At 69.0% G+C, this 26,815-nt stretch carries 17 protein-coding genes and 2 pseudogenes; 9 read left to right on the top strand and 10 right to left on the bottom strand.

What is annotated here, in order from left to right; translation table 11 throughout:
• The first annotated feature begins 921 nt into the window (after nt 1–921).
• On the top strand, nt 922–2,037 hold the full coding sequence (locus tag P2L57_RS38470; protein WP_275822967.1) for a PP2C family protein-serine/threonine phosphatase: 1,116 nt from the start codon (nt 922–924) through the stop codon (nt 2,035–2,037).
• On the opposite strand, the gene P2L57_RS38465 is transcribed toward P2L57_RS38470, so the two are convergent.
• Together P2L57_RS38465 and P2L57_RS38460 are read right to left on the bottom strand one after the other, a co-directional pair.
• A complete protein-coding gene (locus P2L57_RS38465; protein ID WP_275822965.1) occupies nt 2,038–3,174 on the bottom strand; it encodes a serine hydrolase domain-containing protein in 1,137 nt (378 codons plus the stop codon).
• 154 nt (nt 3,175–3,328) lie between these two features.
• Nucleotides 3,329–6,166, bottom strand: coding sequence for a CHAT domain-containing protein (locus P2L57_RS38460; protein WP_275822963.1), 2,838 nt, complete (start codon nt 6,164–6,166; stop codon nt 3,329–3,331).
• Between the two features lie 72 nt (nt 6,167–6,238).
• On the opposite strand from P2L57_RS38460, the gene P2L57_RS38455 reads away from it, so the two are divergent.
• The 3 genes from P2L57_RS38455 to P2L57_RS38445 are packed head-to-tail and all read left to right on the top strand — an operon-like array spanning nt 6,239 to nt 8,715.
• Nucleotides 6,239–6,655, top strand: coding sequence for a hypothetical protein (locus P2L57_RS38455; RefSeq protein ID WP_275822961.1), 417 nt, complete (start codon nt 6,239–6,241; stop codon nt 6,653–6,655).
• Nucleotides 6,656–6,679: 24 nt separating this feature from the next.
• Nucleotides 6,680–7,594 (top strand): hypothetical protein, encoded by a 915-nt coding sequence (locus tag P2L57_RS38450; RefSeq protein ID WP_275822959.1) that lies wholly within the window; start codon nt 6,680–6,682, stop codon nt 7,592–7,594.
• Entirely contained in the window at nt 7,591–8,715 is a 1,125-nt protein-coding gene (locus tag P2L57_RS38445; protein ID WP_275822956.1) for a hypothetical protein, read from the top strand. Before P2L57_RS38450 ends, P2L57_RS38445 begins: the two co-directional genes overlap by 4 nt.
• Nucleotides 8,716–9,522: 807 nt before the next feature.
• On the opposite strand, the gene P2L57_RS38440 is transcribed toward P2L57_RS38445, so the two are convergent.
• Entirely contained in the window at nt 9,523–10,245 is a 723-nt protein-coding gene (locus tag P2L57_RS38440) for a hypothetical protein (RefSeq protein ID WP_275822954.1), read from the bottom strand.
• A gap of 331 nt (nt 10,246–10,576) precedes the next feature.
• Between P2L57_RS38440 and P2L57_RS38435 the strand changes: the two genes are divergently transcribed.
• Together P2L57_RS38435 and P2L57_RS38430 are read left to right on the top strand one after the other, a co-directional pair.
• Entirely contained in the window at nt 10,577–11,560 is a 984-nt protein-coding gene (locus P2L57_RS38435) for a hypothetical protein (protein WP_275822952.1), read from the top strand.
• A gap of 17 nt (nt 11,561–11,577) precedes the next feature.
• Nucleotides 11,578–12,909: a S53 family peptidase gene (locus tag P2L57_RS38430; RefSeq protein ID WP_275822950.1), complete on the top strand. Its 1,332-nt coding sequence runs from the start codon at nt 11,578–11,580 to the stop codon at nt 12,907–12,909.
• A 1,116-nt stretch (nt 12,910–14,025) separates the two neighbouring features.
• Here the strand turns inward: P2L57_RS38430 and P2L57_RS38425 are convergent.
• The 5 genes from P2L57_RS38425 to P2L57_RS38405 form a co-directional block, all read right to left on the bottom strand.
• Entirely contained in the window at nt 14,026–14,163 is a 138-nt protein-coding gene (locus P2L57_RS38425) for a hypothetical protein (RefSeq protein ID WP_275822947.1), read from the bottom strand.
• Nucleotides 14,164–14,192: 29 nt separating this feature from the next.
• On the bottom strand, nt 14,193–15,710 hold the full coding sequence (locus tag P2L57_RS38420; RefSeq protein ID WP_275822945.1) for an alpha/beta hydrolase: 1,518 nt from the start codon (nt 15,708–15,710) through the stop codon (nt 14,193–14,195).
• A 455-nt stretch (nt 15,711–16,165) separates the two neighbouring features.
• Nucleotides 16,166–16,378, bottom strand: coding sequence for a hypothetical protein (locus P2L57_RS38415; RefSeq protein WP_308292563.1), 213 nt, complete (start codon nt 16,376–16,378; stop codon nt 16,166–16,168).
• A gap of 666 nt (nt 16,379–17,044) precedes the next feature.
• Nucleotides 17,045–18,490: a M1 family metallopeptidase gene (locus tag P2L57_RS38410; protein WP_303657149.1), complete on the bottom strand. Its 1,446-nt coding sequence runs from the start codon at nt 18,488–18,490 to the stop codon at nt 17,045–17,047.
• Entirely contained in the window at nt 18,487–22,395 is a 3,909-nt protein-coding gene (locus P2L57_RS38405; RefSeq protein WP_275822942.1) for a Pls/PosA family non-ribosomal peptide synthetase, read from the bottom strand. Before P2L57_RS38405 ends, P2L57_RS38410 begins: the two co-directional genes overlap by 4 nt.
• 480 nt (nt 22,396–22,875) lie before the next feature.
• Here P2L57_RS38405 and P2L57_RS38400 point away from each other — a divergent pair.
• The 3 genes and pseudogenes from P2L57_RS38400 to P2L57_RS40490 form a co-directional block, all read left to right on the top strand.
• A pseudogene (locus P2L57_RS38400) lies at nt 22,876–23,045 on the top strand (ISNCY family transposase); the annotation flags it as partial.
• Nucleotides 23,046–23,068: 23 nt separating this feature from the next.
• Nucleotides 23,069–23,372 (top strand): annotated as a pseudogene (locus tag P2L57_RS38395) (hypothetical protein); the annotation flags it as partial.
• Nucleotides 23,373–23,463: 91 nt separating this feature from the next.
• A complete protein-coding gene (locus P2L57_RS40490; RefSeq protein WP_308292564.1) occupies nt 23,464–23,763 on the top strand; it encodes a hypothetical protein in 300 nt (99 codons plus the stop codon).
• 267 nt (nt 23,764–24,030) lie between these two features.
• Here the strand turns inward: P2L57_RS40490 and P2L57_RS38385 are convergent, their stop codons facing one another.
• Both P2L57_RS38385 and P2L57_RS38380 read right to left on the bottom strand, forming a co-directional pair.
• Nucleotides 24,031–24,828 (bottom strand): hypothetical protein, encoded by a 798-nt coding sequence (locus P2L57_RS38385; protein ID WP_275822969.1) that lies wholly within the window; start codon nt 24,826–24,828, stop codon nt 24,031–24,033.
• A gap of 216 nt (nt 24,829–25,044) precedes the next feature.
• Complete coding sequence (locus P2L57_RS38380; protein WP_275822940.1) at nt 25,045–26,493, bottom strand: chymotrypsin family serine protease; 1,449 nt, start codon at nt 26,491–26,493, stop codon at nt 25,045–25,047.
• Between the last annotated feature and the right edge of the window lie 322 nt (nt 26,494–26,815).

Genomic DNA, 26,815 nt, shown 5'->3' with positions numbered 1-26,815 from the left:
CTCCTACCGCATGCGCGGACGTGAACTCGGACGCGTCCCTACCGACAACGACACCGACTGAACCGCCACAAAGTGGGTCATCTTTCACCCGGTCAAACTGGGTCACGATTCACCCGACGCCGACAGGCAGCCCGCGACGCCGTCGACGCCATCGATCAGTCCCTGACCACTGCCGACCTCGATCTCAGCCGACACCATTGGCCTAACTGGCTGCGACCACGCCGAGACCACATACCCCGGCTCCCCAACCCGTTCAAAACCCTCTACTCCCCCACAGCGGACATCAGTTCGCCCACCGCGGCCACGCCCCAAGGAACCGATGCGACCACACTGCGACCACCAGCCCACAGGACAGCCATAAGGCCGCTTCCTCGATCTCGAATCGAGAAATCGGCCTCCGACCTGCGAAAACGCTGGTTGGGACGACAGGATTTGAACCTGCGACCCCTTGCCCCCAGCACGTTGACCACCCCATGTAACAGCACCATTTCATACCGTAGTCGCCATTCCGGTGCCTGAACGCAGCCACCTCTGGTCTCCGGAGCCCGTCCCTCGCGCTGCCGTGCCCTTTAGGGCGCCGCAGTGCGCGGTGGGACTCATTCCGCGCCTCCGACCCTCCTCAGCAGCCGTACGCCGCCGAACAGATCAGCCGTCAAGCGCGCATCTCTCCCCCGCTCCTCGTCCACGACATAACCGCCTGACCTGGGCGGACGTATTTATCGGCCGACACACGGTCAGCCGTTGCTCCCGGCTGGCCCGGATGCCCTGCCGAGACCGCAGAGCCAGTTCCCCCGCACCGCTGCCAGCCGCCGGGAGCTGCCCCTGTGACCTGCCCGGCTCCACGGCGACAGGAGTACCGCTGCCCTGGCTCGCCGTGCCTATCGTGAAATGAGAGACCAGCGGCGGCGAGGCGAGACAGACATGATGGAACCTGAGATCGACTACAGAGCGGTGTTCCAGGCCCTTCCCGGTGCAATGGCGCTGCTCACCCCGCAACTGGTCTACGCAGACGTCAACGAAGAGTTCCTGCGCACGTTGGGCCGCACCCGCGGGCAAGTAATCGGCCGCTACCTGCCCGACGACTACGCCCACATGCCGAACGACCCCGGCGCGGCCATAGTGCGCAACATCCAAGCGTCAATGCACCAGGTGGCCGAAAGCGGTGAGCCCGACACCATGGAGCTGCAGCGCTACGACATTGAGGACCCCGACCGGCCCGGGGTACGAGGCGAACGCTACTGGAGCATGATCAACGTTCCCGTCTTCGACTCCGACGGGCGGATGGCACTGCTGATGCACCGGCTGGAGGAGGTCACCGAACTCATCCGCGCCCGCGAAGTCGCACTGAGCTTGCAAGAGGCGATGCTGCCCGCTCCCCGCCCTGTCGGGCGCCACCCGGCAGCCGTACGCTACCGGCCCGCCATCGACGCGCTGAACGTGTGTGGTGACTGGTACGACCTGGTCGACTTGCCCGGCGATCGCATCGCGGCCGCCGTCGGCGACGTTGTAGGGCACGGCTTGCCTGCAGCCCAGGTCATGGGGCAATTGCGCAGCGCGCTCAGCGCCGCCTCCCGCGCTGCCGGCGGCCCCGCCCGGACCCTGGAAGTCCTCGGACTGTACGCCCGCTCCGTCGACGGCGCCGAGAACACCACAGCGGTCAACACGTTCATCGACTGGGACACCCACACCATCACCTACAGCAGCGCCGGCCATCCCCCGCCAGCCCTCCTGCAGATCGACGGCACCGTCGAGTTCCTGGACCAGGCCACCGACCCCCCTCTCGGCGCCCGCCCCGAGCACGGCCCCCGGCCCCAGGCCACCGTGCCCTTCACCGACGGCGCCATGCTCGCGCTGTACACCGACGGCCTCATCGAACGCCGCCGCGAAGACATCGGCACCGGCCTCGCCCGGCTCGCCGACTCCCTGACTCGCCACCAGGCAACCGACTCCGAAACGCTCGCCGACGCCCTGCTCTCCGACTTGCTCCTGCCCGGCGGCGTCACCGACGACACCGCCCTGGTCATCGTGCGCCTATGATCAGGAGGCGCAGCGAGGGAGTGTCAGGCCCTTGTAGGCGGCTTGGAGGAGGTTCTGGCCGCGTGGGTCGGTGAGGCCGAGGTTGGTCATCTGGTTCATTACATAGGCGACGGTCATGCGGGCACCGAGGTCGTTGACGATCAGTGAGCCGCCTCTTCCGCCCCAGTAGCAGGTATGGGGGTTGGTCGTGCTGATCGGGCCGTCGCTTGCGTTGAGGGCGTAGCCCATGCCGAAGCGTAGGGGGATGCCGAGTACGAGATCGATGCCGTGGGACTGTTCGTCCAGCACCGTGCGGCAGGTAGCTTCGGAAAGTAGGCGCCCTTGGAGTGTCTGGCCTCCGCAGGCGAGTACTGATTGGACGGCGGCCACGGATCGTGCGTTTCCGTATCCTGCCGCAGCGGGGATCTCTGCGCGGCGCCACTGGAGTCTCCAGGTGTCCTGGGTGGTCACGTAGGCGCCAACCGGAATGGTCACCCGTGGGTTGGCGGCTGGGGCGGGGCCGAGGGCGGGGATGACGTCGCTGACACGGTGATCGTGCTCGGCTGCAAGGCCGATGTGGAAGTCGGCGCCCAGTGGGGCGGCGATCTGGTCAGCGAAGAACGTGCCGATGGACAGCTGGCAGATGCGGCGGATGACTTCGCCGATCAGGAAGCCATACGTGAACCGGTGGTAACCAGACGCCGTGCCGGGCTCCCAGCCGGGTGGCTGTCGAGCCAGCAGGGTTGTGGCCTTCTCCCAATCGCACAAGTCGTCGAGCGTCATCAGCTGGTCCCAGTCGGGAAGACCAGCGGTGTGGCTAAGCAAGTGTCGGACCTCGATGCGATCCTTCCCCGCGGTAGCGAACTCGGGCCAGTATTTCGCGACCGGCGCGAAGAGATCGAGTTCGCCACGGTCGGCGAGGACCACAGCACACAGCGCGGTCATCGTCTTCGTGGTAGACCAAACGTTGGTGATGGTGTCCCGCTGCCATGGTTGAGTACGGGCCTGGTCGGCGTACCCTCCCCACAGATCGACGACGGGCTCGCCGTCGAGGAAAACCGCCACCGAGGCACCGATGTCCGATCCACTGTGCAGGGAATCGGCGAACACCTCCCGTACTGCACTGAACTGCTCGCTGCAGCTGCCTTGAATCTCCACGTCGAGCAAGGTCTCCGATCTCAGTGTGTCGCCACCTGGCGGCCTGGACGCGCGGTGAGTCCACGGAGGTGAAGTGTCGGTTATAGCGACTTTCCGAACGGACCCGATCTCGCCAGTCGGCCCTGGCCGGGCATCCCAACCGCCCATGTCGGGATCATCCCCGCACGTGCGCCGGTGAAGTACCGTCGCCGTCAAGACCGGCGCCCGTGTAGGTGAAGGCTGCCCAGTAGTAGGGGGAAACGTGCGCTCTGGCCGACCCCCAGAACTCGCGCTCCACCGGCGACATGCCCTCCGCGCTTCGACCGTAGGACGGCACGGCCTCCGCCTTCTCCGCGTTGGTGGCATCCCTCACCCATCGCTGGGCTTGCCGGAGGGCCTCGGGCGGCAACAGCCCCTCATGGCCGCACAGTTGGTAGAACCGCGCCATCAGCAAGGCGGTGGCGATGTCGTGGACGGACCACAGGCTCGCGATCACCGCACTGAAGCCGGCCTCGATGCAGGCGGCGGGCAGACCGACGGCTTCGTCCGGCAGAGCCGTCCCCACCAGGCCCGTCTCGCAGCCGGACAGGACGGCCAAGCGGGAGGAAGCGCCGCGGCGGCCCCTGATCTCCCGTACGGTCAGGGGTCCGTCCGTCAGGAAGAGACAGCTCGACAGCGGGTCGTGCAGGTGGGCTGTGCCATGGCAGGCGAAGTGGACGGTCCCTGCTCGGGACAGTTGGTCGAGAACCGCGTCCCTCGTCGCCTCCTGCCCCCAGAGGCGGACGCCGTGCGGCCCCAGGACCGAGATCATGGCGTCGATCTCGAGCTCGGCGAACGGGAGCCGCAGCTGGCCGTCGGCGGGATCGTGTACGCCCACCGCTGGGAGAGGGACCGGGTGGCGGCCGGCAAGCGTCCCGGAGTCCGGCCGTGCGGTGTGCCCGGCGGCGGCCTTCCTGGTGGCCGCACGGAGCACGGTGGCGCTCGGCGCGTAGCTCAGCGACACCACGTCGAGGGCGTAGCGGCGGCCGGTAGGACTGTCCCGGGCCGGCTCCCAGGCGGCGTGCAGGGGGAGGAAGGCCAGGGGACCGCTCGGGATCAGCACATACGGCTGAACAGGCGGCAGTTCCTTCAGCACAGGTCCCATGACGTAGGTCCAGCACCAGCGGGTGAGGTCGTCCAGGTGCTGCTCCCATGCCGGCCCCGGCCTGCGGTTCTGGTGAACGACGAGGTGGGTGTTGGCCTTCTCCGTCGCCGTACGCAGGTCGGCGCCGTCCAGCAGGACGGAGCGGATCGGTGCGTCGCCCGGGGGGACGATCACGGCTGCCCCGCCGGGCTCGGCTGCGAAGAGGTAGACCAACGATGCCTTCGATGCCGAGTCGCGCACGGGTGCCGTGCCGGGCAGCAGCAGGAAGTCCTCGTGCCCTGCGTTCCGGATGGCGCTGACGGCGGCGTCGAGAGCGGTCGCGGCCTCGGCTTCGGCGTCAGGGTCCTCGCCCGGCCCGTCGCGGAAGGCGGCGAGCCGGTCGCGCGCGGCTTCGAAACGCTCGGCGAGTGCCGCGAGTCCCTGCCGCCGGAGGGCCGCCAGGTCGGCGGTCTCGCGCTGGAGGGCCTCGGCGAGCAGTAGCGCCCGTCCTTGCTCGGCGGCGGCAGCGGCCCGCTCGGGCTGCCCGTTGCGCACCATGGCGTAGGCCGCCCGGGCGGGGACGAACTGGCTGTCGCGCAGCCACTCTTCTTTGTGGCGGGGGCGTTGCTGCCGCTCATGCCGGACGCGCAGAGCGAGCAGCGCGTGCCCGTACGCTTCCGCTGCTTCGCTCCAGGCTCCGCGGCTCATCGCCCAGCTGCCCCACTGGTGGGCGTCACGGGCGGCGTTTGCGGAGTCGGGCCAGGAGCAGCACTCCCGGTAGGCCGCGACGGCGTGCTCCAGATCGCTCTGCGCTCCGGTGGCCTCGTTGCGCAGCCGATACGCCTCGGCCATGCGAAGGAGCAGGTCGGCGTCGAGCCGACTGCCAGCGGCGCCGTCCAAGCCGCGTCGCGTCACGGTCAGCGCCCGGTCGAGGTCTTCCAGTTGCTGACTGGCCTGATGACGCACGAGCAGTGCCTCCGCGAGGCTGAGCGCGCGGATCCTGGCGAGCGCGGAACCGCGCCGCTCGGGCGGCAGTGCGACGTCGAACAACTCCACCACCTCGTCGATGAGCGGCGTCGCCGCGGCACGTCCCTGCGGGGTGCTGTCCTCCTCGAGGCGGACCTTCGCGTTCCGCAGCAGGGCGTGCCCGAGGGTGGAGCACAAACCCAGCCAGGAGGGGTCCTGACGCGGCATGTTCGCCACCGCGAAGCGCAGGGCTTGGAGGGCCTCCGTCAGGAGGCTGGAGTCGCCTCGGTGTTCGTGCAGGGTGAGCAGGTCGGCGCCGAGGCCGTGGGTCAGTCCTGCGAGCCTGTACCCCGGTTCCAGGGGCTCGGCGCTCTGGAGCCGCTTGATGGCACGGCGTCTGAGCGACACGGCTGCTTCGAGGTCCGCGGTCCGGCTTCCACGCAGGAAACGACTTTGGTAGTTGTTGGCGGCGACGTTGGCCGCCATGGCCCAATCCCCAGGATCGGCCCACGGGTGCGGACTTCGTACGAGCTCTTCGGTGATGCGCAGGGAGCGCTCAAGGTCGGCGGCCTCGTCGTACACCTCGTACCGGGAGCGGAGCGTCAGCGCGAGCAGATACTGCCGCCACTCGTCGCGGCCCGTCCATTCGTCGGCCGGTACGCTCAGCAACTCCTCGGCCAGCGCCACGGCCGAGTCCAGATGGTGCCGGCCACCGGTCAGCTTCCCGAGCACCCGGTGGCAGTCGGCGAGCGCGGGCCAGCTTTCGACGGGCAACGCACCTGACGACTTGAGGTGGGTGTACGCATCAATGGCGGCCGCGAGGTCGGCGGAGGTTCCCAGGCGCTTACCCCGAGACTCCGCAGCCGCCCCGTATGCGAGCAGGGCGTCGACCGGAAGATCGCGCCAGGGCCGGTCCGCAGCCATGAGATCCTCCCGAACCGGTGTAGGGACGGCGGCATGCCCGATCAACGCCAACTCCCTGCCATCATTGGGTACATGACAGATCATAAGGTCCGGCGGGTGGCCGGCCTGGTCCGCTCCTACCTGCCCCAGCTGGTGGGTGACGACGCCGAGCGCTACGACCGTGAGCTCGCCGACCTTCTGAACTCATCCCGCGAACCCCGGGGCCAGGACGACGAGACCACACGCGCGCTCATGGCCGTCCTCAGCCGTTCGCCGGCCGTCCACCGATGGGCCGCCGCGGTGCTCGAGGACCCACGGCTGCTGCCGCCGGAACTCACCGAGGCGCACGAGCGCGGGTACCAGGAACTTCCAAGTCCGGGGGGAGAACCGGTGGCCAGCGAGCGGTTCCGCTGCCCGCAGGAAGACTACGAGTGGTATCGGATGTCTGTAGGGGAACCGATAGCGGAGTGCCCGACCCCAGGGCACTTCGAACCGCTCGTGCGATTCTGACCCGGGCGCGGACGGCCACATTCCATGGACTCGTTCTGGAACTCGCTCGGCGGCAAACTGACCGACCGGTGGATGTCGATCTGCGGGGCGGCACTGATCTTCGAGACCGGCGGTGTACTTGCCTGGGCGCTGCGCCACGGTGGGCTGCGCGCGCTGACCCGGAAGCTGGACGCCTTCGCGGCTCACCCGGCAGGCGGTCAACTACTCGCGCTGGCAATCCTGGTCGTCGTCACGGCCACCCTCGGCCTCGTCGTCGAACGCCTCACTCTCCCAGTCCTCCGGCTGCTGGAGGGCTACTGGCCCAAGGCCTGCGGCCGCGTCCGCGACCACTTGGCCGAGCGCTTCGCGCAGCGCGAACGCCAGCTCCTGAAGGACTTTCGCAGCGTCGCCGAAGCAGTCGAGCAGGGCAGGCCCACCTCCCAGCAGCGCGCCGAGCACGTGCGCCTCACCCGCGCCGCGAGCCGACTGCCCGGAATGGGCCGCCACCAGCCGACCCGTGTGGGCAACATCCTGCGGGCCGCGGAAGCCCGCCCCCACGACCGCTACGGCCTCGACGCGGTCTCCGTATGGCCCCACCTGTGGCTCCTACTCCCGGAGACCACCCGTCAGGAGATCACCAACAGCCGAGGGGCACTCGACCGAGCCGTATCCGCCGTCATCTGGGGTGTGTTCTCCCTGGCCTACGGCGTGTGGACCGTGTGGGCAGCGGCCGCCGCCCTGACTGTCGCGCTCGCCGCCGGCCTGCTATGGGTCCCGGCCAGAGCCGCGGTCCACGCCGACCTGGTCAGCGCCGCCTTCGACCTCCACCGCACAGAGTTGTACACGCACTTGCGCTGGCCACTGCCGCAAAACCCCGAACAGGAGCGGCAGTGCGGGGCGCTGCTCAGCACCTACCTCGTCCGAGGCCTGTCGGCCTCCAACCCCACCTTCACATCATGACGCCACCATCCGACACGCTCCGGAACTCGTTGGCCGCGGTGCGGCGCCGGCTCGACACCTACCTTGCCCGGCGAGACCCGGCCGCGCTGCTGGATCCGCGCTCCGAGAAGGAGGTCGAGACGCTGCTCTCGTTACTCGGGTCGGAGACGGATCGGCAAATGCTCAAGGCTGCCGTCACGGCGTGCGCCTGGCTGCTCTGGTACCAGTACCAGGCCGCGCCCGCCGAGTCCGCCCGGCGCTATCTCAGCAGCGCGCTCGTCCTCCTGCGTCGGCTCGCGGTCGCTGATCCCGCCGCCCTTCCGGACGAGCTAGGCCCGTTCGCGGTGTGGATTTTCGGGGGTCCGCACGGCTGGGCGTACCTCGGACTGCGGGCCTTCCGCGGCGAGATACAGGGCCTTCCCCCCTCCCTGGCGGTGGACTTGGTGCACTGCGCCCTGCGGGGTATTCCCGCCGACGACCCCGACCACAGCCGGATCCTCGCCGAACTGGCAACCGCGTACCGGACCAACTACGTGGGAAGCGGCGACATCCAGCCACTGAACGAGGCGATCGCGCTGGCCACGACCGGCCTCGACCGGATCTCCCCGACGTCTCCCGACCGTCCCAGTCTCCTTTCCGACCTCAGCCTCTGCCTCGTCATGCGTTCGCGGCGCCTGGGAGGCGACGAGGACGCCGCGGAGGCCGTCCGGCTCGGGGAACTCGCCGCCCCCACCATCTCGCCGGGCGACAGCGACCGAGGCCGGGTGCTCTCCAACAGCGCCCGCGCGTGCGCCCACCTGTACGGGCGGACAGAGCGTCCCGACCTGATCGGCAGGGCCGTCGTCCTCGGCCTCGACGCGGTGGCCGCCACCGCGGTCACGGACCCGTACCTGGCCGGGCGGCAACTGAGCCTGGGCATCCACGCCTGGGCGCTGTATCAAGCGCAACGGGAGGAGGAACCAGACGGCGGCGGACGAACCGCCGCTCACATCGCCGTGGATGCCCTACGCCAAGCCCTCGACCTCACAGCGCCGGAGGAGGAAGTGCACCGGTCGGCCAGGGAACTGCTTCCCTCCGTCCTGCACCTGCGCTACGAGGACTGGGGAGACCTTGACGACCTCGCCGCGTCGCTGCGCCTGTGACCGCTAGAGGGTCTGAAAAGCTCGTCAGCCGGGCACAAGGCTTGTAGCGGGGCCGTGACGCAGCTCTGTGGATGCCGAAAGGTCCATCCATACAGCTGAGAGGGCGGATCGCGCTGCCATGCCGCCGGCGGTCGGCGCCGACAGGCATGGTGATCGGTTGTATTGCTCCGCTTGGCCTGCCCTTGCCGATAGCCTCATCCGCCCTCGTAAGAGCAGGTGTGCCATGGTGCGTGGGATGTCGACCGAGTCACCCGGTTCGGCGCTCTGGCAGGACTCACGAGCAGGCGGCATCAGGGCATCGCCAACGCCCGCCCAGCCGCCAGCAACACCGCAACCGTGTCCTTCAAGACACCCTTGCCATCCACGGCCATTGACGACCCGTAGAACGTCGTCCACCGTCTCCCGCTTGATCCGCAGCCGCGACAACACCCCCTCCAGCCGGGACAACTCCTTGGCCAGCCCGGCGATCTACTCGCGGAGCCGATCGGCCCCGCCTCGCGCTACGGCCTCCCCGACCTCGATCGCCTCGAACAACGACGGCACCACACCACCCGCCTCGCCCAACGTCCGCCCCCACGACGGACTCGACACCGACGACACTGGAAGTCCGCCAGGTCAGCCACACCGGCACGCCCGGGAAAACACCCCAACGAGGCACCCTCACAAGATCTGCACCCATCGCAGTTGCTGGGGGCAGGCCAGATGGTTGAGGTCGTACGCCGGCATGGGTGTGCTGGTCAGGTGCCCGGTGAGGTGGTCGTCTCCGGGGGTGGGCGGGACGAGCGCGTGTGCAAGGGGACCGCGTCGTCACGACGTCACGGAGATCTCCGCGAAGTCGATGGTGATCAGGACCAGTTCCGGCACAGAACGCCCGTCTTCCCCGATCGGCACGACGTAGCGGTGGGTGGGGAAGACCAACCCCGAGAATGTTCTGTGCTGCTCGGCGTAATGCGCCGCAGGGCCGCTGCCCAGTACTTCGGCGTCGTAGTCGTGGCGTCGCAGCAGCCCGGCGGCGTTGTAGTAGAAGACCTGTTCCGTGGCGTGCGTGGCGATGCTCTTGGGGAATGTGGCCCGCAGCCGGCGCCAGTCCTCATCGGCCTCCCGCCAGGGTTCCAGTTCCTCCACCACGACGCCGGGGCGCGTCAGCAGGTACGGGGCCGTGAGGTAGTTCCACAGTGCGTAGCCTGCGAAGTACAGCACATGGAGTTGGTCCCAAGGGCTGTCGAGGCCGAGCCCGGCGAAGGCTTCGCGGGGAGCGGTCCGCTCGAGGACGACTTCGCCGTCCGGCCGCTCCACGGCGACGCGGTCGGGCGTGAAGATGCCGCGCAGCCCCGGGCTGGTGAAGCCCTCGTAGACCAGCCGCTCCTGCTGCACGTCGACGGTCATGTCGGCGGGGGTGAGGATTCCCTCCTGACCGTGAAGGGACCACAAGAGCCCGCCGATGGTCCCCTTGGCGTGGATGCTTCTTGCTTCCTTCCAACGCCGGAGGCCGCCGTGGGCCTCAAGAACGAGATCAAGTAGCTGACTCATGCGGAGTGCTCCATTCGAGATGCGGAGTTCCGGACTGCCCGAGCGGAGTCGTGGTCCAAGGGGAGAGGATCACCGCGCCCGGTGCCGCCGTTGTCGAGGAAGGCTCCCGCTCCAGGCTCGCGCCAGATGTCCGCAATGGCGACCCGGGCGGGTCCCGTGTACCCCTCTTCGGCCGGCGGCGGGCCGCCCGCTGGGCGGGGTGCTCGCGGCCGGCAGCGGGTCCAGCAGGCGATGGGGCTTTCATAGCCCCATCACCACCGGATCTCTGCGCGCCTTTTCGCCTGCGGCTCCCAGAGGTGATCCGCTCGTACAAGGGGAGGTCGCCGGGCGGGTGCACGCTGCGCACTGGGCCGAGGCTCACGTGCTGCTGGTCGGCGATCTGTGCGACGGCCGGTCCGATGGGCGCACTGTTTCGCTGAACCAGGTCGACCGGTCGGTGGACGCGGTGCGCGCTGCCGGCGCGCAGGGACAGATCCTCTTCCAGGGCGACTCCGGCTACTACTCGCACAAGGTCGCCGAGAAGATCGTCGCCCGCGATTGCCTGTTCAGGCTCGCCGTTCCGCGCACCGCTCCGCTGTGGCGGGCCGTGGCGCGCGTGCACGACGACGACTGGATCGACGCACGCGACTACGACCGGGCACAGGTCGCGTTGATCGACTATGTCCCGCCCGGCTGGCCGGGGGGCACGCGCGTGGTGGCCCGGCGGGCGCGCTACGACGTTGAACAGATCTCCGCCGATGCGCGTTCGCGGCGGGCGCGCACCGTGGGCACCGTGGGTACCGACCGGCTCGCCCTCGCCCTGGGCGGCGAGGTGGACGAGGTCTTCGCCTACTCCTTCTTCGCCACCAACGAGGAGTTGGACCTGGACGAGGAGATCGCGCAGGCGGAGTGGGCCTTCCGCCGACGCACTCGGATCAAGGAGCTGTTCCGGGACGCCGCCCACGGTGCTGGACTCAATCATCTGCCCTCCGCCTCCCACGCGGTCAACTGCATGTGGATGTGGGGCGCGCTGCTGGCCAACAACCTCTCGGCCTGGCTGCAGATGCTCGCTCCCCTCGGCACGGCGCGGCGCCGGATCGCCGCCATCCGGCGCCTGCTGATCCACCGCGCGGCCCGCCGCCCGGCCCTCACGGTCCGGGCGGCGGCGTGTCTGCGCAACAGCGTCACAAGATCTGCGCTTGGCATGATCTTGACCAGTACGGGAGCGGGGCTGCATGGTGAACCGCACTTGGCACTCAGTGACCTGAGCCACAGGCGTCTGACGTGCCGTCAATTCATACTGCTCTTCGTTATCAGGCCCTTGCGAACCGCCTGAGACCGTACGGAGGCTCGATGCGCAACCGCAAAATATCCGGCATACCCACCGGATCCCCGGTGCTCCCGCACCATCGTCCAAGACGCCGGATCCGGCGGATAGCAACGGCCGTCACCGCGCTGCTCACCCTCGCCGTCACCGCCCTCACCGCAGGCCTGGCCACCGGGGCCCAGGCGGCAGTCCCCTCCGCCGCCCCGAGCGCCTCGGAGTTCGGCTGCGCCCGTCCCGCCGCCCCGGGACAGGCTCGCTGTTTCGGCGTCCTGAAGGCCCGGCACAGCTCCACGGGCCGCATATCCCCCTTCACCACCGGCTCACCGACCTCCGTCGGACACGTGCCGTCGGACCTGCGGTCCGCCTACAACCTGGGCGGCACGTCCGGCTCCGGCCGTACGGTGGCGATCGTCGACGCCCAGGACGACCCCAACGCCGAGTCGGACCTGGCGGCCTACCGCAGCGCCTACGGACTGCCGTCGTGCACGACATCCAACGGCTGCTTCCACAAGGTGAACCAGAACGGCCAGGCCTCGCCGCTGCCGTCCGGCGACCCCGGATGGGCCGAGGAGATCAGCCTCGACCTCGACATGGTCTCGGCCGTCTGCCCGAGCTGCCACATCCTGCTGGTCGAGGCGAACTCGGCGAACACACCGGACCTGATGACGGCCGAGGACACGGCCGCCACCACCTCCGGCGTCGTCTCCGTCTCCAACAGCTGGGGCGGCTCCGAGGACTCCACCATCACCTCGGACGACTCGCACTTCAACCACCCCGGCGTCGCGATCACCGCGAGCTCCGGTGACTCCGGCTACGGCGTCTACTGGCCGGCGTCGTCCCCGTACGTCACCGCGGTGGGCGGCACGTCGCTGAGCAAGGCGTCGAACTCGCGCGGCTGGAGCGAGACGGCGTGGAGCGGCTCGGGCTCGGGCTGCTCGGCGTACGAGGCGAAGCCCTCCTGGCAGCACGACTCCGGGTGCGGCGAGCGCACCGTCGCCGACGTGTCGGCGGTCGCCGATCCCAACACCGGGGTCGCGGTCTACGACACGTACAACAGCTGCGGCGGCGGCTCGTTCTGCGACATCGAGCTCCAACTCGGTCTGGCGCAGGGCGCGGACGGATGGGTCCAGGTCGGCGGTACGAGCGCAGCGTCGCCGATCATCGCGAGCGTCTACGCGCTGGCCGGGAACACCGCCCAGGTCATCGACGGCTCCTACCCGTACAGTCACACCTCCGCGCTCAACGATGTCACGTCGGGCAGCAACGGGTCGTGTAGCGGCAGTTACCTGTGCACCGCGGGCCGCGGCTACGACGGCCCGACGGGTCTCGGGACGCCGAACGGAACCGGCGCGTTCTGACGGACACGCGGACGCACAAGGGCCGGGCCCGTGCCGCACTGCCGCGGCGCGGGCCCGGCCCTTTTCCGCTCGCGCTCAGGCATCGGGGGTGGGCGAGCGTGACGTCGAAGGCCGACTCTGGGCCGTCCGGCGGTGCCCAACGCTGACCAACGACGACAACCAACGACCGTCCGATGGCTGCTCCCACCGGCGTCCCGAACGATCGTCCGAGGTGCCCACCTCGCCGCACCAGTTCCTGCGCAACAAGAAGCAAGAGTGGGAGGAGTGCCGCTCCCAGGACTCGGACCTGCTGCCAATCATCAACAGGCCCAGCCGCACCCGACTTGATGGCCCATCACACCTCTCATCGGCGCCCCGGGCGGAGCTCACACCGCTGGCGAGCATGACCTGCCCAACCGGCCGCTGTCTTCTCTCCTCTCGACTTCCACTGCGGCGGTCAGGACCTGACGAGCCGCTGCCACGGGGCGGGGCAACTTTGTAGGTCCACCCCAAGCCCACCCCGATGATGGACGGGCTGCCATGCCCCCTGACAGGCGTTCCCGCAGACGCGTCCCATGCGTCGTCCGATGGCCAAGGCAGGCGCTGCGTACCGCGCGCATCGGCGCCCTATCGCCATCGACCCGATCGGGCGACGGCCAAATCGCCCCCGATTGACACCACTTGAGGCTGGGAGCAAGAGCGCTCCCAGAGGGCTCCCCATCCGCTCCCACCGCAAAAACGACAAAGGCCGCTTCCGCTACTCACGGAAACGGCCTTCGACCTGCGGTTTCGCAAGTCGGGACGACAGGATTTGAACCTGCGACCCCTTGACTCCCAGTCGCGTCGCAACTCTATGCGGTCATTCCATTTCGTACCGTAGCCGCCCTTACTGCACTTGTACGCAGCCACATCCCGTTACCGGGGCCCGTACATCGCTTTACTGCACCCTTCAGGGAAGCTGCACCGGGCGATGGGACTGATTACACGCCCTGAACCTCCCTCAAGATCCGTATGCCGCCAAACAGATCAGCCGTCAAGCGCTCACGCATCGCCGCCCCCTTCGCCCACGCTCGACTTTCACCCCCTCCTCCACCCACGCACATGACCGCCTGACCTGCGGGAGGTATCTATCGGCACCTACAGCGCCGCCATGCGACAGACGGCGGCCGCCTGCTCCAGCAGCGCGGCCACGGATTCGCGGTAGGGCGCGTAGAGCAGCTCCGGGCGCGTACGGGTGGCGCGGAGCTGGAGTATGGCGTCGCCGGAAGAGGGCACGGCCCATTGTTTAGGCATATGGGCGTCGGTCAGGCGCCACAGCGGTCGGATACGGGCAGCTTGCCGGTGATGAGGTAGGTCGTCTCCGCGGTACGGGCGCACCCGGAGTTGAAGTAGGCCGTGTGTCCTGTGACGTCGGCGACGAGTAGGGCGCTGCCATTGATCTCGCGGTGCAGGCCCTGCGCCCATGCCAGCGGCGTGGACGGGTCGTACCGCGTGCTGGCCACCAGGATCGGAGGGGTACCAGTGATCTTCTGCGCCCCCCATGGATCGGTGGGTGGCAGCGGCCAGCCCGCGCACAGGTCCGTCATCAGCCAGGCCTCGGAGGCAGCGCCGGTGTGCGGGGACAGGGCGCGGGCCTGCTTCAACCGCGAGGCGGCGTCGGCGTAACCACGCAACTGCGGCGGGAAGTCCATGCAGCCCACTGCCGCATAGGCGTCCTGAGGCTGCCCGACGTCGGAGTTGTCGGCCATCAACGAGGCATCGCCGGCCCATGCTTGGACGATCGCGGTGCCCAACTCCGGCCAGCTGGAGGGAAGCACCGAACTAGTCGGCCCGAACAGCAGCAGGTTCGGCAGTACCATCCGGATCGCGTCGGCGTTCACCGTCGTCGCACCGCCCCTGGCGTGCGGAGCAGGGATCGGCGTGCGGGCCGCGCGGGCCAGCAGCCCGTCCCAGATCGCGGTCACGTCCTGGCCGTGCAGCGCACACGACCTCGACGCGGTGCACCACCGGGCGAACCGGCCGAACACCTCCGACAGAGATGACGCCTCCTCGTCCAGGAAGGTAGCCGGGGTGACGGCGTGGTCCATCGCACCGTCGAGCACCATCGTCTGGACCCGGTGCGGGAACAGGCGGGCATAAGTCTGGCCCAGGAACGTACCGTACGACACGCCCAGGTAGCTGATCTTCCGCTGTCCGAGCGCGGCACGGATCACATCCATGTCACGGGCCGCGCTGACGGTGTCGACGTTGGCGACCAGGCTGGGCGCCGAATGCTTGATGCAGGAGGCGCCGTAGGCCGCGCTCTGCCGCTGGACGGCCGCGAACTGCGTCTTCGAGTCAGGGAAGACCGAAACCTTCGGTGACAGCGCCGCACCGGTGCACGCCACTGCGGTACTTTCCCCCACCCCGCGCGGGTCGAAGCCGATGATGTCGAAGCGCCGCTGCAGTTCGGCGGGCATCAGCGTCCGTCCCTTCTCGGAGACCACCTCGGCACCCGCCCCGCCAGGACCTCCCGGGTTGAACAGCAACGCCCCCAGCCGATGCTTTGCATCCAGAGCTGCCAGCCGCGACAGATGCAGGGAAATGGTCGGCCCATGCGGACGGGCCCACGACAGCGGCACCCGGATGTCCGCGCACTGCGCAGGGCTCGCCCCCGGCCCTGCATCGGCACACTTAGTCCACTTCGGCGCGGCCACCACGAACGACGGCGTGGACGGCCCGGCGGACGGCACCGCCGCAGCGTACCCAGACAACGAACCCACACCCGCGACTACCGCCAGCAGCGGCACGACACAGCGCGCCGCCCAACGTGACTTCACCATGCGTCAGACACTACTGACCAACCCGCTGAGGAGCCGACGAATTGCGGCTTCGCCCCGCTACCGCAAGCTACTCCCGTACCAAGCACCAAAGTCCGTGTCCCCCGCCGACCAGGCGGCCATCATTCTCCGGGTGAAGACACGCTACTGCGGTGAGCGGTCCTCGATGTTCACGACGGCGCTGGCGTCATCCTTGCTGAAGCCGACTCGACAGGCCCAAGACCGGAACCGGGCTACCGGGGTGGCAGACTGATCAACGTCGGCCGCTCTACCTCCTGTTGGGCTGCGCCGCACTCAGCTCGCCACCGCGAAGTCGGCCGGTGGGCGCGCAGCCACGGAGTGCATACAGGAACATCCGCCTCCGGTCCATGCATCGGCCAGCCGTACAGTCCTGCGCACGCGTGTCCTAAGCGGCGTGATCAGCGAGTATCGATGCGCCGCTTGACCAGCGGCGATGATTATTCGAGCCCCACAGGCCAGCGGCGGCGCGGTATCAGGTGCGAGAGCGCGGCGAACCATAGCCGGTCGGCTGGTTCGTAGCGCACGCGCGGGACGTGTCGGCGCAGGACCGCGTTCTCGTGCCGCAGCACCAGCACCTCGACGTCCTTGGACATGTCACGCCGCAGAAGCAACGCGGGCAGCGACAGCAGACCGCGCGTGACGGTGTACACCGTGGACAGGATCACGAAACATGATCCCAGAGGAGGCCGAACCGCCGTTCTGGGACCTGGACTCCCGGTTCCTCACGGCGAAAGACTTCAACGCCAGACGACGATTCGTGTTCTTGAGCCCCACAGGGTAGTTCCCCGATCGCAGGGAGCGGTCCCAGTCGCGCAGGAATCCAGCCCACGTCTTCGACAGGCCGGATGTGATCTTGTCCAGGTCCAGCAGCGGCATGTGTGTCTGCCTCCGAGTCAAGGTGTCGCTGGGCGGCATGCTTGACCTCGACGGCGGAACCTGGAACACGAGAAAAGGGCCCTCGCAGGCTCTCACCTGCGAAGACCCTTCGCACCGTCGGGACGACAGGATTTGAACCTGCGACCCCCTGACCTCCAGTCGCGCGGCAAATCCTCCTGGTTCCTTATGTATTGAGCATCCTTCGCACCTCAAGCGATGTCAAGCGCCCTACAGCGCCGTAGAGATCACTCGTCAAGCGCCAAATGCCGCTCCCCCACTCAACCCACCGCGGACCCTGTCCATCAGCCTCGCCGACGCCCTCCTGCAGTCGATTAGATGAGCTAAGTGGCAGCAGAACTACGGACACGTCACTTGACCAGCACGGATGATTTATCGGCGCCCGCAGAGGAGAGGTCGCGCTCGGCGCAACGTTGTCTTGGCTACCGGTTGACCGGCAGTGGAGGCAGAGCGGTCCGGCGCAGCCACGCGTCGAAGATGCCGTCGAGCGACCCCGCAGTGTAGTGCTGCGCGTGCGCGGTGAAGTCGCTGGAGGTGACCACGCCGTGGCGGTGTATCGCGATCCAGTCCCTGAGCATCCGGAAGAAGTCCTTGTCGCCGAGGGCGCAGCGCACCGCGTGGACCGCGAGGCCGCCGCGCTGGTACAACCGGTCGTCGAACATCAGCTTCTTGCCCGGGTCGGCCAGCCGCAGATCCTGCGGCAGACCGGCAAGCAGGGCGTGCGCGGCGGCGGCGTGCCCGGCGGCGGTACGCCCTCCCGCGTGATCCGACCACAGCCACTCCGCATACTTGGCGAAGCCCTCATTGAGCCAGATGTGCCGCCAGTCGGCGATCGAGACGCTGTTGCCGAACCATTGATGGGCGAGTTCGTGGGCGACGAGGCGCTCCGAAGTGCCCTCGCCGTCCACATGGTTGGTGCCGAAAGTGGCCATGCCCTGGGCCTCGACGGGGACGTCGAGTTCTTCGTCGGCGACGACCACCGCGTACTCGTCGAACGGGTAGGGCCCGAACAGTTCCTCGAAGTACCGCATCATCGCGTCCTGGCGGCCGAAGTCCGCGGTGAACTGCGGCAGCAGCCGGGCCGGCAGGTAGGCGGCCTGCGGTACGGAGAGCAGGGGCGTGGAGCGGGTCGGCCCGGACGCTGAGGCCGGGTCGGTGAGCCGTACGGTCTCGTACTGGCCGATCGAGACCGTCACCAGGTAGCTGGAGGTGGGAGCGGCCTGCTCGTACACCCATGTGGTGCTGCTCGCCCGGGTGGTGCGGGTGAGCAGCTTGCCGCCGACGATTACCGTGTAGGGGGACGGCGTGGTGATGGATATCTGGTACGACGCCTTGTCGGCCGGCCGGTCGTTGCAGGGGTACCAGGACGGCGCGCCGATCGGCTGGCTCGCCACCAGCGCGCCGTCGGTCAGCTCCTCCCAACCGAGCCCGCCCCATTGGCTGCGCACCGGTTTGGGGTTGCCGGTGTAGTGCACCTCGACGGTGAAGGCCGCGTCCGCGGCGACCGCCTTCGCCGGGCGGACCCGCAGCTTGCCGGCCCGGTGTGTGTAGTGTGCGGCGCGGCCGTCCACCAGCAGCCGGCCGATCTTGAAGTCGGCCAGGTCGAGGGCGAACTCACGCAGCGGCTCGCTGCCCGCGAGCGCGCTGAGCCGAGCGGTGCCGCCGAGCCGGTTGGGCACCGGCCGGTAGTCCAGGGCGAGTTCATAGCGGTGGACCCGATAGCGGGCGTCCCCGTGGGTCGGGAAATAGGGGTCCGCCTCGTGGGCGGGCGCCTGCTTGGGCCTCACCGTTCGTACGCTCCCCTGCGATCCGCTGTCTGTTCCTGTACCTCGTGCCACCGTGCGGTGCGACGCCACACCGTGCCTCATGCCGACGGCTGCCACGCCTCGATCGGGTTGCCCAGCCACCGCGTGTCCTCCGGCACGGCCTCCGCGCGCATCACCAGCGAGGCCGGCCCGAGCGTGCTGCGGGCCCCGATGGTGCTGCCGGGCAGTACGACTCCGCCTGGGCCGAGCGTCGCACCCTCGCGCAGGATCACACTATCCATCCGCATGATCCGGTCGTGGAAGAGGTGAGTCTGCACCACACAGCCCCGGTTGACGCTCACCCCGTCCTCCAGGGTGACCAGGTCCGCCTCCGGCAGCCAGTAGCTCTCGCACCACACGCCCCGGCCGACCGTGGCGCCCAGGCCACGCAGCCAGAGGTTCATCACCGGCGTACCCGGCACCCAACCGATCAGCCACGGCACCGCCAGTACTTCGACGAAGGTGTCGGCCAGTTCGTTACGCCATACGAAGCCACTCCACAGCGGGCGTTCGACCGCACGGAACCTGCCGACCAGCAGCCATTTCGCGGCGATCGACACCAGGCAGCCGATGCCGCCGGAGGCCAGCAGCACCACTCCGGAGAGGGCCGCCGCCGCCAGCGGGGAAGCGGTCCCGGCCAGCCAGGCCAGGGCGGCCAGGCTCAGCACGCAAAGGCCGCCGGAGGCCAGCACCGGCAGCAGCCGGCACAGCTCGACGAGGCCGCGCGCCCACAGCAGCCGGGCCGGCGGGTCGTACGTCAGGCTCTGGTCGCCGCTGTCGGCCGAGCGCGGCAGCCGGATCGGCGGCATGCCCAGGTAGGAGCTGCCCTTCTTCGCGTTCTTCGGGGTGGCCGACAGCACACCCACCAGACCGCGATCGGGGACGGCACGTCCCGGCGCGGTCATGCCGGAGTTGCCGAGGAAGGCCCGTTCGCCGATCTCGGCCTCGCCGATCCGCAGCCATCCACCGCCCAGCTGGTAAGGGGCGATCAGGGTGTCGTCGGCGAGGAACGCACCGTCGCCGACCGTGGTCAGGCTGGGCAGCGCGAGCACGGTGGAGACCTCGGCCCGGCTGCCGACCTTCATACCCAGCGCCCGCAGCCAAATCGGGGTGATCAGACCCGCGTAGAGCGGGAAGAGCGTCTCGCGGGCCACGTCCATCAACTGGCTGACCGTCCATGCCTGCCAGCCGATCCTGCCGTGCAGCGGGTGCCAACCGGGTCGCAGGCCGAAGCTGAGCAGCCGGACGGCGATCACCAGCAAGGTCGCGTACGCCAGCCCGAAGGCGAGCGTGGCCGGTACCAGGGCGACGAGCGCGGCGCGCGCCGCGGCGCCGAGGTCTGCGGAGGCGGGCACGAAGCAGCCCAGTACCGCGAGGGCGGCGAGCCCTGGGAGCACGGGCAGCAGGCTCAGCCCGGCGCCGCTCGCTCCGTAGAGCGCGGCCCACCAGGCTCGGCGCGGCGGACGTTGCTTGTGCCTGCTGCGGTCCGCCTTGCCCAGTTTGACGGCGGGTGCGCCGCCCCAGCGCTGGCCGGTCGGCACGTGTCCCCCGATGCCGGAGCCGGCGATGACCTGGGCCCGCTTGCCCACCCGGGCGCCGGGAAACAGGATGCTGCGGGTGCCGACGACCGCGCCGGAGCCGACCTTCACCGGACCGATCTCCAGCCGGTCGCCATCCAGCCAGTAGCCGGACAGGTCCACCTCGGCCTCGACCGCACAACCGCGGCCCAGCTTGAGCATCCCGGTGACCGGGGGCAGCGAGTGCAGGTCGACCTCGGGGCCGATCTTGGCGCCCAGCGCCCGGCCGTAGCGCACCAGCCACGGGCCGGACAGCGCGGTGGCACCGCTCAGCTCGGCGAGCCGTTCCGCGGCCCACAGCCGCAGATGCACACTGCCGCCGCGCGGATGGCTGCCCGGGCGCACACCGCGCAGCAGCAGCCGGGCACCGCAGGCCGCGATGGCCAGCCGGCCCGGTGGGCTGAAGAGGAGCAGGCCACCGGCGGCGACCAGCCACCATGAGGCGGTCGGTGCCCACGGGTAGCCTCCGAACCAGGCCAGGACGTTGCCGAGCGCCAGCAGCGCGACCGTCCATCGCAGCCCGACCAGGGTGACCAGCGGCAGCAGCAGGAGCAGCTGAATGATCTTGGCCCGGGTCGGTACCGGGGTCACCGTGCGCTGTCTGCCGTCGGCCTGCGCGGAACGCTCCAGCAGCCGGGCCAGCTTGCGCAGCGTGGGCTGCTGGTAGATGTCGCGCACCGCGACCGCCGGGTAGCGCTCGCGCAGCAGTGTGGTGAGCCGGGCGGCGGCGAGGCTGCCGCCGCCGATGGCGAAGAAGTCATCGTCTGCGCCGGTGACCGGCACGCCGAGGATCTCGCTCCACTGCTCGGCCAGCCACGCCTCGGTGCCGTAGAGCTGCTCGGCCGGTCCGGCGCTCTCCAGCTCGGGCAGCGGCCACGGCAGCGCGTTGCGGTCCACCTTGCCGGAGGTGCGGGTGGGCAGCGAGTCGACCGGGGCGAGCAACGGTACCAGTGCGGCGGGCAGTTCGGCGCGCAGTCGCTCGACGGCCTGCTCCCGGTCCCAGCCGCCCGTGGTGACCAGGTAGCCGACCAGCAGCTGGTTGCCGCCCTTGGAGGTCCGTACGCCGGCGGCCGCGCCGACGACGCCGGGCAGTGCCTGCAGCGCCGCGTCCACCTCGCCGAGCTCGATCCGCCGGCCGCCGAGCTTGATCTGCTCGTCGGCTCGCCCCAGGAAGAGCAGCCCTGCTGGCTCGGCCTGCACCAAGTCGCCGCTGCGGTAGGCGCGTCCCCAGCCGAGCGAGGTCAGCGGCGCGTACTTCTCGGCGTCCTTCTCGGGGTCCAGATACCGGGCCAGGCCGACACCGCCGATGACCAGTTGGCCGCTGCCACCCATCGGGACCGGGTCGCCGGCCTCGTCCACCACGGCCAACTCCCAGCCGTCCAGCGGCAGGCCGATGCGGACCGGGCCCTCACCGGTCAGCAGCGAGGCGCAGGCGACCACGGTGGCCTCGGTCGGGCCATAGGTGTTCCATACCTCCCGGCCCTCGGTGACCAGCCGGTCCACCAGCTCGGGCGGGCATGCCTCGCCGCCGAAGATCAGCAGCCGGACCTCGTTGAGCGCTTCGGCCGGCCACAGTGCGGCGAGCGTGGGCACCGTGGACACCACGGTGATCTCCTGCTCGGCCAGCCACGGGCCGAGGTCGGCGCCGCTGCGCACCTGGGAGCGGGGCACCGGGACCAGGCAAGCACCGTACCTCCAGGCCAGCCACATCTCCTCGCAGGAGGCGTCGAAGGCCACCGACAGGCCGGCCATCACCCGGTCGCCGCGGCCGATCGGCTCCTCCTGGAGGAAGAGCGCGGCCTCGGCGTCCACGAAGGCGGCGGCGTTGCGGTGGGTGACAGCTACGCCCTTCGGCTTACCGGTGGAGCCGGAGGTGAAGATGATCCAGGCGTCGTCGCCGGGCCCGGGGCGACCGGTCTTGCTGTCGGTGCGGCGGCCCTCGCTCAGCGTGAGGCTACGGCCGGCGCCCAGGACGCCGCTCACCGCGGCCTCCCCGAAGACCAACTCCGCGCGCTCGTCCGGGTCCTCGGCGTCCACCGGAACGTATGCGGCGCCCGCAGCGAGCACGGCCAGGATGCAGATGTAGAGGTCGTTGGTGCCCGACGGGACCCGGATGCCGACGCGGTCGCCCACACCGATCCCGGCCGCGGACAGACGGCGCCGCTCGGCCGCCACCTCAGCGGCGAGCGCACGGTAGGTGAGCACCGCATGCCCGTCGTCCAGAGCTGGCTCGTTCGGGTGGGCGGCTACGGTGGCGTCCAGTACGTCGACCAGCGTCCGGGCAGCCGGAGCTGGACGCCCAGGGAACAACGCGAGCCGTCGCACGGCCTCGTCCGCCGTGAGGTCGCGTTCGGGATCCCGTACCGGATGACTCCCGGTGATGACAGACATGCCTCTCCTCGTCCCTTCGTAATTCCCCGCTCCCGAGCAATGCCGGGCCCTTGGGAGTGGTCACGTGCGCCGCGTGAGGCGCTACATGTCAGGCCGAAGCACGAAAAGCCGAACGAGTTTAGCCCGGCCGATATCTGTTCGAATAATCAAGATGGGACGGATCGGGCATGCTGTGGCCGGACTCACGGTTCCCGGATCCCATACGGGGCATGTCGAACACCGGCCGTGTGGCGCTCTCCGGACGGACGCGCCGAGGAGTTGGGACCTACTACCGCTACCGGCTGGGCGTCCTCACCTGACGGCAGTTCAGGTCGCCCAGATAGAGCATTCGTACAGGGGCTGGGCCATCCCTGGGCGGTCGGCGATACCGGATCGCCGACTTCAAGGGTGGGAAGCCGGTTTCTCGACCGAATACTCCCGTGGGATGCAGCTGTATGGGTCGTTGCCGTCTCGGGTCTGGCAGGTGCCCTCGTGGGCGCAGGCCGCCCACCGAGAACGGCCGCTCCCAACGCGGCTCCGGGACCGCGGCCAACGATGAAGCCCTGGCCATACTCGGCGTCCAACCCATCGCACCGCAACGCGCTGGAACAGCCGGGAAGGCCCGACGCACATACGAACGCACCCGGTTGGCCTTCCGCCGGATGCGCAACTGAGTGTCAGCATCGAAGTCCGCATGCTGCTCGTGGCGATGGCTCCCGACATCGACGCCGGGTTCGAAAGCCAGCGAGTGCGGTTCGCCCCCGGTGATCGCGCTTTCCTGGCAGCCCCTGCACCGGCTGCCGACGCAGGCGCTGCGCCGGGTGCGGCTGTTGGTGCGGCCGGACACGGTGCTGCGGTGGCACCGTGATCCGGTCGCGCGCCGCCACGCCGAGGAGTCTCGGCCGAAGCGCTAGGGAAGGCCGCGGACGGTGCACTCCATACCCCTGTTGGTTCTACGCCTCGCCCGGGAGAATCCCGGCTGGAGCTATCGCCGCATCCTGTCCCGCTCGAAAATACGATTCGGGGCTGCGGCCTGCACGTTTACTGATCCTGGCGACGCGGCCCCGACTGGCCTGCGACGATCTGCGGATGTCGCTGTCGGTGGTCTCCGCGCTGGTCCGTAATCTGGTCATGCTGCCCGCTGCTGTGCTGCGCAGCCGCATGGCCAAAGATACGGACGTGTTGGCGCCACGACATGAGAACGCGGTCCTACGCCGTCAGATCACCCGGGGCCGGTACGAGCCGGCCGACCGGATCTGGCTCGCCGCACTCTCCCGGCTGATCCCTCGCGACCGCTGGCGCCAGGTCTTCCCGGTTACTCACGCAACTGCGCTGGCACCGTCAACTCATTGCGCACAAGTGGACGTTCGCCCAGGGTCGATGCCCTGACAGGCCCTCCACCGCCCCCACCGTCAAGCAACTCATCCTGCGCATTGCCCGGGAGAACAGCACCTGGGGCCACCGACGGGCGAACTTGCACGCCTTGGCTACCCGATCGCCCCGTCCACGGTCTGGGAGATCCTGCACGCCGCCGGCATCGACCCCGCCCCGCAGCGCTCCGGGACATCATCCTCGCGGCGGGCATCCCCGACGGCTACCGCGCCGCCGAGGCCATCGCCAAGCTCCCGTTCCCGGTCTGATCGCGGCCGGGTCTCGCTACCCGAGCGCGTTCGCTATCTTCATGAGCTCATCCGCCGACAGGACGTTCTGTGCGTCGTCGCTGAGGATGTTGAAGGTATAGGTGCCGTCGAACCAGGTCAGGGACCGGAAGGACGCGTTGTCCCAGCGTGGCCCTTCGCGGAGGCGGCCCTGGCGCCCGTGGAGCGTGATCGGTGTGCCGGCGGCGTCGGCGGCCTTCCCGGTGATCTGGGTGATCGTGAGGATACCGTGGTGGGGTTCGCGCAGGTAGGAGCGTTCCCAGGCCGGGGTCGGGGGCTTGGCGTACGGCCGCGGGATCGCGTCGCCCTGGGGATTGGAGAACGCGATGAGGTCGGTAGGGGTGAATCCCGCCGGGAGGTAATGGGGGATGGCGAGCCGACGTGCGTCGAAGTACGCGATGGCATGGTGGCTGACTGCGTCGGTGAGCGGGCGGGAACCCAGCGGCGTGGCGATGGTGGTGGTCAGCTGTTTGGCGCCGGCGTTGCCGCATACGGTATTCGGGCGTGAATCGTCCTCTCGGTGCAGTGAGAGGGTGACACCCTGCGCGGACTCGTGCGCCTCGAGCTTCGGTTGCTTTTCGCAGTCGTCCCACCACGCCCCGATGGTGAGCGTGCGGCCGTCGGCGCCGAGCAGTACCTCGCCGGTGGCCTCGCTTTCGTAGCGGTGCCCGTGGGGCTGGGATGTCCGGGCCGCTGTCACGGCCAGGGACACGGCGGCCGCGGCACTCGCAACGATCAGAGTGATGCGCGTCGCGCGCCGCCACGGGGGCCGTAGCTTCGCGATGGATGAGCTCAAGTCCCCTCCAAGAGGTGGCCGTCGTGCTTCGGTCCCACCGTGAGGTGCGCGTGCTGCGAAGGCCCGCTCCGGTGGAACAGCGTACCGAGATGCCGACGCGGCAATCGGCCGAGGGCGGGCCCCCGTCAGACAATTGAAGGCAGCCCGCCCGGGAGCGGCGAGAGCGCGGTCGCACATCACGCTGTGACAGCCGCGCCAACCGCGTCATGGCGCGGATCATCCGGTATTGATGCTCCAGTTCATCTCGGTCAAGGTCTGGTAGATCGGCACGAAGTAGAGGCCGCCGTAGCATGCCTTGCTCGTGTCCTGGAGAACGATATTCGCGGGACAGGAGTCCATCTCGTACTTGTTCATGCTGATGGTGCCCCGCGCCTCGTCGGCCGTGTAGTCGTTGATTCCCGCGAAGACCGGTCCGCCGCTGTCTCCGTCAGCGGAGGCGATATGCGTGGCCCAGGTGTCCGTCTGGGTGGCCAGATCCACGATGGGGCGTGTGTAGCCATCGGGGCCGGTTTCGGAGATGTCGGTCTGCTGGACCACAATATTGCAGTGCGCTCCCGAGTTCGCCCCGGAAGAGCAGAGGTAGTCGCCGACGAAGTTGTGTCCCCATCCCGTCACGGGCTTGCTGTAGCCGGTGGGGTCGTCCGACGCACCGTCATACACATACCCGCCGGTGGCCCCGCTGTCAGGAAGGATCCCGACGGTGTCTATGGTGTGAATCGCCAACCCATTGGATTGTCCGATGTAGTTCGACGGGTCGCCGGCCCAGGTGTTCCACTGCCAACCGGTTCCGTCGCAGTGGGCGGCCGCGGTGAGCAGTTTCGTCCCGTCCGCGTTGCTGGTGACGCCGAAGCCACTGGAGCAGATGCCACCCCCGGGAGTGCGCATTCCAGCGCCGCCATACCAGGGGGAGTTGTCGAACTGTCGCGTATTCCCGGACGTCAGAGGGGACGCGTGCGCGGTCGGCTTGGCAGCCGGATGAGCGGCAGCGGAGGCCGGGCTCACGGGCTGATAGGAAACACGGGTGTCGATGCCTGTCAGTCGTTCCGTCGCCGTCTTGACTTCCAGTGTCTTGGCCTGCCGTGTCGGCTTGGCCAACGGACCGGCGAGAGCCTGCTTCGCCTTGGCCACACCCTCGTCGTAGCCGATCTCCAGGCCACTTCCGTCGACGGCCGGCGCGATGCTGGTGATGCGGCTCGGCACCGAGGTGAGCCGGGACGGGATGACCGCCGGAGACCCGTTGTGCATAAGCCTGTTCCTGGCGGCGTGCAACTCCGCCTTGGAGTACTCGGCAGGAACGACGTCCGCCGTCACACCCTCAGGGAGCCGGTGCAGGATGTCGCTGGCCGTCTTCGGAACCGCACCCTTCCAGTGAAGATGGATTCGGTTGTGCACGGGGTCGACCTCGACTTCGGTGAAACCCGAGATCTTCGCCCGGTCGAACTCGGAGAGTCCGTTGGTCAACCGACCGGCGATCTTGTCGAGAACTTCCTGCCTGTTCATGATCTGGATGTCGGCGGAGCTCACCCCTCGCGGAGCGGTGCCGCCGACATGTTTACCGCTCGGGTTTGACGCACTGGCAAGCGTTGCGGTGGCCAGCGGAAATGCGGCAAGAAAGACTAAGGCAGCAATGCTGCGCCTATGCCAAGAAGATCCTGGCAGCTTCATTCAGTCCCCCCTAAATTCAGCTCATGGCGTTCAGCGACACCACGACAGGAACCGCAAGGGGATCATGCGCCACACTGACATCGCAAGGTAAGGAATCGAATCCAGCCAACGCTTGGCCATGTCGGCGTTCCCGGCCGGCATCGCATCCCCCGTCTGCACGGGGCCGGATTTCGCCTTGATTACGCGAGCTCGGTCGAGATGAGCAAGCCACAGTGCTGTCATACCTGCGGTTCGCTGTCATGGGTTCCGATTCCTTCCTCGTTGTCGATTATCGCCAGGCGCTGGTGGTACAGCCAGGCGTGGCGGGCGCCGCGGCCGCGCG

The sequence above is a fragment of the Streptantibioticus ferralitis genome (assembly GCF_029223525.1).
Lineage (GTDB): Bacteria > Actinomycetota > Actinomycetes > Streptomycetales > Streptomycetaceae > Streptantibioticus_A > Streptantibioticus_A ferralitis.
This window is presented reverse-complemented; position numbering and strand designations above follow the sequence as displayed.